Origin of the sequence: Granulicatella sp. WM01 (assembly GCF_004570605.1) — a bacterium.
In the GTDB taxonomy this organism is placed as follows: domain Bacteria; phylum Bacillota; class Bacilli; order Lactobacillales; family Aerococcaceae; genus WM01.
This window is the reverse complement of record NZ_SPPB01000021.1, coordinates 20,618-27,454: the sequence shown is the minus strand read 5'-3', so window position 1 is coordinate 27,454 and position 6,837 is coordinate 20,618. Positions and strand designations below refer to the sequence as shown.

The following is a 6,837-nucleotide window of genomic DNA, read 5'->3' as shown; positions in this document are numbered from 1 at the left end:
ATAATATGATATTTAATATGATGTTGCACGTCTTGAGTTAGCCAATTTTCTGGAAATTCAAATTCTTCTTCCAATTTCAATAATTTTCTGGTATTCTTATCCATGTGAAGCACCTCTTTACTATTTTGTCTCAACTTATAGTTTACTGGTTTGCTTCACTTTTTTCTATAAAAAAATAATCGTGTTGGCGAACTTTTTTGTTCACCAACACGATTTATTGTACACCCTAAAAACATTGATGAATGTCTTTAGAGTTTTATGTTATTTATATTTTGTCAATAGTTTCCTGCTCCCATGATATGACATGCACACAACATAATGAGCAATCTATCAAATATTTAACGGTTATAATATGCTGAGAAAATATTTCGTGCCACAATCCCCGGAGAATCAGCACGATAACGTGGACTATTCGGTTCTAAATTCGGAATAACAACCGTTACAGAAATTTCTGGATCTGTACTTGGAGCATACGCTACAAACGTCCGATTGTCCACCTCAACTTGTGTATCCTGCTTAATATCGCCATTATAAAATGCCTCTGCTGTTCCTGTTTTACCAGAAACTGACGGATAATAACTCGAAAATGTTGAATAATCTGTTCCGTAAGGATTATGTGTAACTTGATAAAACCCTTCCTGAATTCGTCCAATTTGAGAGGACGTCAAATCAATTGTATTCATAATACTTGGTGCAAGATTTGCTTGAAGCGTACCACTTGAGTTTAACATATTTTCTGCACTTCTAATGTCTTGAGCTAACCTTGGTGCATAACGTATTCCTCCATTAGCAATGGTTGTCACATATTGAGATAACTGCAATGGCGTATACAAATCATACTGACCAAATGATACGTAAGCTGCTCCAACATTAACACTATCGTTTGGAGCATACCCTTTACTCTCATTAGGCAAATCAATTCCTGTATAGGCACCTAACCCATACGCACCTAGTTCTTTTCTTAATACAGATAATGTATCCGGACGAATCGTCAACAACCCTTGATCTTCAATTTGTGTTTGTCCCCCAACAGCTAAAGCAATACGCAACATATAAATATTCGAAGATCTTGCCAAAGCCTCAACATCACTTAATGCCATTGTTCCCTCTCGGTTAAAAACCGAACTAATTGGAGCACTACCTTGAAATTGAATAGGTGAATCTATCAATACATTATTTGTTTCCGTAATAATTCCGTATTTATATCCAATACCTACTGTAGCACCTTTTACGGAAGAACCCATATTATAATTTGCATTAATAGCACCTAATACATTATCTTGAATTTCGAAAGTATACTTATTATTTTGTGCATCATAACCATATTTTTTCCCACTAATTGCCAAAATTTCTCCGGTCTTAGCACGTTGAACAATCGCATAAATGCTATCATTTAGTCCTCTTTCTCCAACACCATTAGCTAAAAAACTCGTCAATATATTTTCTACTTTCTTTTGTAATTCCAAATCAATAGACAACATAACATTTGAGCCAGATTTTCCAGCAAAAGTTTCTTGAGAAGACATAATTTTATGATTTGAATCAAACATTACTGTAGTAACTTTTGGACTACCTTTCAAAACTGTTTCATACGCTTTTTCAAGATAACTTGTCCCTACACGAGCATTATTAGAATACCCTTGAGCCAAATAAGCATTAGCTTCTGTTTCTGGAATACCTGTTTTCTCTGTTGACACACTACCAAACAAAGAGCGTAAAATTTCTCCTTGTGGATACACACGTTCCCAATCTGAACCAATTGACACACCAGACAAACTCTGCAATTGATCTGTGACCTGTGCAACTTCTAAAGACGTTACATCTCTGTTTTTAATTGATACACTTTCAAGCATAGACACACTATTCATGCGTGTAAAAATCATAATCACTTTTTTCTCTTCATCTGAATACACAATATCATCATCAGTAATTTTACTCAATTGCACCTCATATAACTCAGCTCCAGACAGACGTTTCTCTTGCGAATTCAAACGACTATTAAGTTCTTCAACATGCGTAAGTGCCCAATAATCTTTTAAATCTCTTTCTTTCAATTCATTATTTGGTAATGACAAAAGTGCAGCCAAACGTTTGGCAACCTCGACCATTTCCTTGGCATCATTTGTTTTTCTCGTGTAATCAATCGTCGTATAAGACTGATTCCCAACTAATAATGTGCCGTTCCTATCATATATTTGCCCACGTGTTACGTCAGTCTTAACTTGAACAGCTTTCGTCTGATTGGACAACGTTTGATAATTAGATACATTAACAATTTGTAAATCAACCAACTTATAGACCAATACTCCAAACAAAAGCACAATTATAGAAAAGAGTATGTTTAATCTAATTGGAATATGTGATTTTTTCTTTTTACTCATACAACACCTTTTTCTTTTTACATCTCTTTTATTATATCAGAAATTAAAGATAAAAACAGTCATAATCACCTCGCTATGTTTTTTAAATAAATTCACCAGACTTCTCCCTCTTTTACTATATACTTTATTGTATATGATGTGATATACTTGTGATAATAAATTGTTATCGGTAGGAGAAATAAAAAAATGAAGTTTATTAATCGAAAGAATGAGTTACAGGATATAAAAAATGAGTATAAACAACATTTAAAAACAGGCAAAAGTCATGTCTATATTATTGAAGCAAATTCGGGTATAGGGAAGTCCAAATTTATAAAAGAAATTACAAAAGACTTTTCAAAAATTCCTATTGAAATTCTTCATTTAGATGATACTGAGGAATTTTCCACATTTAGACGTTTGGTAATTGAATTAGATAAATTAAGCCACTCCTATAAATTTCTTGATTTTGAAGCATTTTATAAAGAAAAAACTAATAATCTAAAGAGTATACAAATACTATTTAAAATATCAGATTTTTTTGCCAAATTTCTTCTTGGGAGAGAGTCCAAAGAAAAAGCTATAAAATCTGTGACCTCTGAAATAATTTTACCGTCATTAATGTCTGAACAAAGAAAATATGAAACTTTTATTTTAAAAGCACAAATTGAAAATCTATTTGAATATGCAGAGTACGTCTTAAATCATGAAAAGTTATATTTTAATTTTCCAAGTGCTTCAAAAATCGAGCAAGAATCACTCGATTTATTAAACAAATTGATTGTAAAATCTGAAGGGAGTATCTTCATTTTTGAGTGTGCAGATGAAAAAGTTAAAAATAGTTTTAAAAATAGTCACAGTATAACATTAAAAACATACCAATTAGAAAAACTCTCAGATGAGCATATCAAGTTATATATAAATCTTTTGTCAGATCAGTTAGGATTACAAAATGAACACGTTAATTTTGCAATTATACAAAACAGCATAAAAAAAGGAGATTTATCAGAAATATCCATCATATTAAAAGACTTTTCTGAACGTTTGAAAGAAGATAAAGCCTCTCAACTACAGAGCATATACCAAATTATCAAGAATATCTCTCAATCCCAATTAGTGTTCCTACTTTTTGTTCTCTACACAAAGAGAAAGTTATCACTTACGGAATTGAAAGAAATTATGCTAATGACAGACAAAGCTTTCTCCCAAGAAGATATTAACTTTCTTCTTGAAAAGAACCTATTAGAGCAAGTTGAAAATTTTGTGTTTCTGCCAAACTCTATATCAGAAATAGTAAGCCAAGAAACCTATTTCCAAAAAGAGAAAAGTTTTGTCGGCTCAAGTCTTATCAGATTTCTTAACTTAAAACTATCTCAAACGGATAAATTTGATTATTTAGACATACTTGTCGACTACTATATCAATTCGAAACAATTCTTACAAGTCAAACAGTTATTATCTAAAATACACATACGTTTATTAAACTTTGATTCACAACAAGGTCGCAGAGAATATTTTGAAAATTTTTTATTAAATAAACACAATTTTATCGAGAAAGATAGCACCTTAGCACTTTCGTTAGCTAAAATAGCTTACGATGCCAATTTATACTATGAAGCATTAGAGTTTATCAATCTTTCAACAGAAGTCACAGAAGAAGTAATATTTGCTAAATCCTTAATTTTAAACCGTTGCGAACAATTTGTTGAATCTATTGAATACATTCAGAAAAATAGCATAAAGATTAATAAACAAAGTTCATTGTTTTTCAAACTATCGTTGGTTAAAATTATGAATTTAATCCAATTAGATCGTAGAGATGAAGCTGAAAAAATTTTTGAAAGTGTTAAATTTCAAACAGATAATGTACTCTTCCCATTTTTAATTAGAATTTCAAATGTATTTGAGTTTGATTTTCCTGAACGATTAAGAAAGGTTGAAGAAATTTCAGATAGAATTTATAATCTAGGAGATAATGAATTTTCTGGTCTTAATGCTATCTACCTATCTTACCTATACGCAGTTAATGGAAAAATTGTGGAAGCAGAGGAACATTTAAAAAAAGCCAGAAAATTTTTTGGAAACAAACTTATTTATAATCACATGATTCTTCATAATGAGGCTACTATCAAATTCTATAGTCATAAAATTGATGAATCCATCCCAGAACTACTCAATAATGCTAAATTAACTGCTTATGATCAATATGATTTACTAGCAATTTATAATAATTTACTTGTTTACTACATTCTAAGTGACCAGATAGCAGATATTAATTGTCAAAAGCTTGTATTTGAATTAGAAGAGTTATTAAATACTACATCTTTTAAACGATTTATTGATAAAATTTATTATAACCTTTATCATTATTATTCTAAAATGTATAATAATGATAAGGCTAAGATATATAGTAATAAACTAGTTTATAATCAAATCAAAAACTTTACAGAGTATAAAATGAAGTTGATGTATGAAACATCATGGAAATTACCACTTAGTTTAGATGAACGCTAAAAAGTTTCTCTAACATATCCACATAATTATATCCATTCACAAGAAAAGTTTTAGGTACAACAGATTTTGGATATAATCCGGGATTCGCATTGATTTCAATTAAATAGAATTTTGAATTTTTTATTCTACCGTCGATTCTAATTAGTTTATTTGGAGACAGATTTTTATAAAGTTGTTTTAAGCTGATAATATCTTTGTCGCTTAAATAGCAACTTTTTTTAATTTCTATTCCGAGTTTTTGCTTTATTTCTGAAGTATAAGCTTGATATTTAATTTTTTCTGACTTAGGAAAAACTAGCTCTACTTCTTCAAAAAATACCTCTTCAGAATTATCAAAAATAGTTATTGCTATTTCTTTACCTTCAATATATTCTTCAACTAAAACCCCATCAAATTCTTTAAATAGTTTGTTAATGATAATATCAGCATCTCCTAGATTTTCAACAATTGAATCTTGCGTAATACCGATTGATTCAGATTCATAATTCGGTTTAATAATAAGTGGATAATTTAAATCCTTTAATAAATTTTTTTGATATGAATGTTTAAATAGTAGTATACTATTTGGAACTGCAATGCCAAAATTTTCAGCAAATTTCTCTGTCATAAATTTATCTTGGCACAAAACTTGCACATACGGATCTGGGTTAAAATACTTAATTTTATAGTTTTCACAAAATGCTGGAACATACATATTTCGAGTTCGACTTTTGTATCCGAAATCAAAATTTAATACAAAATCATTAAGATGTCTTTGAACGTTTTTTTTGAACTGTTCAAAGTTATCATAAAACGTTATTTCTTTAATAAATTTTAAAAAGTTTACTTCCAATATGTCTTTCAATTCTTGAAGAGTATATTCCCTATTTTCACTAATTTTATCATGATCATTTGGATTTGGATTAACATTCAAAATAACTACTAATCTCACACATTTTCTCCTACCGATAACAATTTATTATCACTATACAAAGCATCTAAAAGCGTCTATAATATCGTCATTATCATTAAAGGAGACTATTATGGATTATACTATTATTTCTAACTACTTGGACTATTGTTACCGTTACAAACGATTAAGTCCACACTCAATAAGAGCATATAAAAATGACTTAACACAATTTTATCATCTTTGTGGATTTGATGTTGAAACATATATCAATCATCTCAATCACTCAACACTAAAACCCAAAACACTAAAAAGAAAAATCGCGACTTTAAAAGTCTTTTTTGCTTACTTAGAAACAAAAAAACTTATTAACACTAACCCTTTCAGACATTTAACATTTAAATTTAGAACTGAAAAATTATTGCCTAAAGTTATCTCACTCCCTTATCTAAAAAACATCTATGAATATTTATACACAAATAAAATTCTAGCGAAAACTCCCTATCAAAAAGAAAAAACTCATCGCAATTTACTCATTATTGAACTTCTCCTTTCAACAGGCATACGTGTATCTGAACTTTGCAATTTATCCATATCTAATATCAACTTACAAAGTCGTTCTTTAAACATAATGGGTAAAGGAAAAAAAGAACGTATGATTTATATTGGAAATGACATAACCTATTCACTTTTAAAAGAATACATACAAACTTACAAACAGAATTCTCATCACTTTTTATTTCAAAATGACAATCAAAAAAATCATATTTCTGAACAAGCTGTGCGATTAATGATTAAAACAACTTGTGAAAAAATAAAAATTTATACACCCATTACTCCACACATGTTTAGGCATACATTTGCTACCATGCTACTCGACAACAACGTTGATATACGTTACATTCAACATATTTTAGGGCATAGCTCTATTGCGATTACTCAAATTTATACACACGTATCACAACACAAACAACAAGATATTCTAACTTTACATAATCCAATCAATACACTTCATCATTAATCATCAAACTTTCTGTAAATGCAAGTAATCTATTTGAATTTTTACGTAAATAA

4 protein-coding genes are annotated in these 6,837 nt (G+C 29.6%); 2 read left to right on the top strand and 2 right to left on the bottom strand.

What is annotated here, in order from left to right; genetic code table 11:
• Positions 1-338: 338 nt before the first annotated feature.
• Positions 339-2,381: a penicillin-binding protein 2 gene (locus E4T68_RS04260; protein ID WP_135124462.1), complete on the bottom strand. Its 2,043-nt coding sequence runs from the start codon at positions 2,379-2,381 to the stop codon at positions 339-341.
• A 186-nt stretch (positions 2,382-2,567) separates the two neighbouring features.
• Between E4T68_RS04260 and E4T68_RS09255 the strand changes: the two genes are divergently transcribed.
• Positions 2,568-4,874, top strand: a complete 2,307-nt coding sequence (locus E4T68_RS09255) for a hypothetical protein (RefSeq protein WP_167753808.1) — start codon at positions 2,568-2,570, stop codon at positions 4,872-4,874.
• On the opposite strand, the gene E4T68_RS04250 is transcribed toward E4T68_RS09255, so the two are convergent.
• Entirely contained in the window at positions 4,855-5,805 is a 951-nt protein-coding gene (locus E4T68_RS04250) for an ATP-grasp domain-containing protein (protein WP_135124460.1), read from the bottom strand. The two genes, E4T68_RS09255 and E4T68_RS04250, sit on opposite strands and share 20 nt — an antisense overlap.
• A 91-nt stretch (positions 5,806-5,896) precedes the next feature.
• On the opposite strand from E4T68_RS04250, the gene E4T68_RS04245 reads away from it, so the two are divergent.
• Positions 5,897-6,784 (top strand): tyrosine-type recombinase/integrase, encoded by an 888-nt coding sequence (locus tag E4T68_RS04245; protein WP_135124458.1) that lies wholly within the window; start codon positions 5,897-5,899, stop codon positions 6,782-6,784.
• Positions 6,785-6,837: the final 53 nt, after the last annotated feature.